We start from the raw sequence: 2,557 nt of genomic DNA on the forward strand, positions 1-2,557 counted from the left end.
GGTTCGCCTCCCGCCAGGAGGACTCCCCCCAGATGAAGATGATCGCCGCGCTGCGCAACCAGTTCGGCGGCCACGCCGTCGAGGCGGCCGGCCCCTCGGCGGGACGGTAGGCGGGCGGGCCGTGGGCGATCTTCTGCTGCTGCGGCACGGCGAGACCGAATGGAGCGCGGCGCGCCGGCACACCAGCCGCACCGACCTGCCGCTCACCCCGCGGGGCGAGGAGGAGGCGCGGGCGGTGGCCCCGCTGCTCGCCGGGCGGCGGCCGGCGACGGTGCTGACCAGTCCGCGGCTGCGCGCCGTCACCACCGTCCGGCTGGCCGGCCTGTCCGGCGCGGAGACCGAACCGGAGCTGCGGGAGTGGGAGTACGGGGCGTACGAGGGGCTGATGACGGAGGAGATCCGCCGGGAACGCCCCGGCTGGAACATCTGGGACGACGGCTGCCCCCCGTCCGCCGACGGACACCCCGGTGAGCTCCCGGAGGACGTCGGCGCGCGGGCCGACCGGGTGCTGGCCCGGATCGACCCGCTGCTGCGGGCCGACCGGGGCGATGTCCTGCTGGTGGCGCACGGTCACTTCCTGCGTGTCCTGACCGCCCGCCGGCTGGGTCTGCCGGCCGCGCGGGGGCGGCTGTTCCAGATCTTCACCGGCACCGTCAGCCGTCTGTCCACCGAGCACGGCCGCCCGGTGGTCTCGGTGTGGAACGCCCGGCCCGGTGGCGCGGAACTCTAGGCGGGGAGACCGCCACCGTGCCGGGCCTGACGGCCCGTCGTCAGCCCTGGGCGCCCTCAGGGATGCCGTACACGCGCTCCACGCGCAGCCGCAGTACCAGGCGCCGGTCCCGGACCATCGCCGCCCGGTAGTCGTCCCAGTCGGGGTGCTCGCCGACGACGTCCCGGTAGAGGCGTATCAGCTCCTCCACCGTCGCGTCCCGCGGGTCGCGGGCCACCGGGGTCAGCTCGGCGGTGCCCTCGGCCACCGTGTAGGCCCAGCGGTCGGCGCTGGTCACGTGGTAGGAGGCGCGGGGATCGCGGCGCAGGTTGCGGGTCTTGGCCCGGTCGTCCGTGACGGAGATCCGGAGCAGGCGTTCCTCCGGGTAGTAGGCGTGGTTGACGTTGGACAGCTGCGGCCGTCCGTCGGACCTGAGGGTCGCCAGCACTCCGCCGTCGGCCTCGGAGAGCAGGGCGAGCAGGGCTTCTTCACTCATACCCGCCGAACGTCCCCACCGGCCGGGGTGTTCCCCGTACGGCCCGGTCAGGTCTGGAATTGCGCCGAACGGGGTATCCCGGATCAGCTTGCGGAAGGTACACGGGAGGCCAGGAGCATGACGGTGACCGCGAGGACGGTGTTGCGCCAGGAGATCGACCCGGGCGAGGCGGGGCTCGATCCGCGGCGACTGGAGGAGCTGGACCGGCTGCTGGCCCGGCACGTCGACACCGGGAGCCTGCCGGGCTACCTGCTGTCGGTGGCGCGGGCCGGCCGGGTGGCGTGGCTGACCACCTACGGCAGCCGTGACCTGGCGGCGGGTCTGCCGGTGGAGCCGGACACCCTCTGGCGGATCTACTCGATGTCCAAGCCGGTCACCTCGGTCGCGGCGATGGTGCTGGTGGAGCGGGGCCTGCTCTCGCTCGACGACCCGCTCGAGCGCCACCTGCCGGCCTTCGCGGACCCCCGCGTCCATGTGGCGGGCGAGGGCCCCGGCATGCGGACCCGCCCCGCGGACGGTCCCGTCCTGATCCGGCACCTGCTCTCCCACACGGCCGGCCTGACCTTCGCCTTCCACCGCGCCCACCCGGTGGACGCCCTCTACCGGCAGGCGGGCCTGCACTCGTCCGTGCTGCCGGGCGGCGACCTCGCCGAGACCTGCGACGCGTACGCCCGGCTTCCGCTGCAGTTCGAGCCGGGCAGCGGATGGAACTACTCGGTGGCCACCAACGTGCTCGGCCGGGTGATCGAGGTGGCGTCGGGGCAGCCGCTGGACGTCTTCGTGACCGAACGGGTCCTGCGGCCGCTGCGGATGGACGACACCGGGTTCTGGATCGACGCGGAGCAGGCCGGGCGGCTGGCCGAGCTCTACGGGGACGGCGACGACGGCGCCCTGGAGGTCGTCCCCGGCACGCCGGTGCGGCGGCGGCCGCGTTTCCTGTCCGGCAGCGGGGGGCTGGTGGCGAGCGCGGGCGACTACCACCGCTTCATGGAGATGCTGCGGCGCCGGGGCGAGCTGGACGGGGTGCGGTTGCTGCGGCCCGCGACGGTGGAGCTGATGACGCGCAGTCACCTGCCGGACGGCACGGACATCAGGAGCTTCGGCGCGCCGGTCCACGACGAACCCGCCAACGCCGGGGTCGGGTTCGGGCTGGGGTTCTCGGTCGTCGTCGACCCCTCGCGCGCCCAGTCGCCGTCCTCGCGCGGAACCTTCGGCTGGAAGGGCGTGGCGACCACCGTCTTCTGGGTCGACCCGGTGCACGACCTGACCGTGCAGTTCATGACACAGGTGCGGCCGCGGCGGTCGCGGATGCTGTTCCCGGAGATCCGGCGGCTGGTGCACGCGTCGGTCGT

At 74.1% G+C, this 2,557-nt stretch carries 3 protein-coding genes and 1 pseudogene; 3 read left to right on the forward strand and 1 reads right to left on the reverse strand.

The features are described 5' to 3' along the window. Together A2U95_RS32810 and A2U95_RS20665 are read left to right on the forward strand one after the other, a co-directional pair. Positions 1–110, forward strand: a pseudogene (locus A2U95_RS32810) (6-phosphogluconate dehydrogenase); the annotation flags it as partial. 11 nt (positions 111–121) lie between these two features. After that, positions 122–730, forward strand: coding sequence for a histidine phosphatase family protein (locus A2U95_RS20665; protein ID WP_166025502.1), 609 nt, complete (start codon positions 122–124; stop codon positions 728–730). Positions 731–770: 40 nt separating this feature from the next. Here the strand turns inward: A2U95_RS20665 and A2U95_RS20670 are convergent, their stop codons facing one another. After that, positions 771–1,205: a PPOX class F420-dependent oxidoreductase gene (locus A2U95_RS20670; RefSeq protein WP_166025504.1), complete on the reverse strand. Its 435-nt coding sequence runs from the start codon at positions 1,203–1,205 to the stop codon at positions 771–773. Positions 1,206–1,328: 123 nt separating this feature from the next. On the opposite strand from A2U95_RS20670, the gene A2U95_RS20675 reads away from it, so the two are divergent. Further along, positions 1,329–2,557 (forward strand): serine hydrolase domain-containing protein (locus A2U95_RS20675; RefSeq protein ID WP_240957494.1); only part of this gene is annotated, 1,229 nt, incomplete at its 3' end.

Origin of the sequence: Streptomyces chilikensis (assembly GCF_001642695.1) — a bacterium.
In the GTDB taxonomy this organism is placed as follows: Bacteria; Actinomycetota; Actinomycetes; order Streptomycetales; family Streptomycetaceae; genus Streptomyces; species Streptomyces chilikensis.

What these genes read in the sequence shown, in the direction of transcription:
- A2U95_RS20670 (WP_166025504.1), bottom strand. Translation starts at nt 1,205, where the DNA reads ATGAGTGAAGAAGCCCTGCTCGCCCTGCTCTCCGAGGCCGACGGCGGA.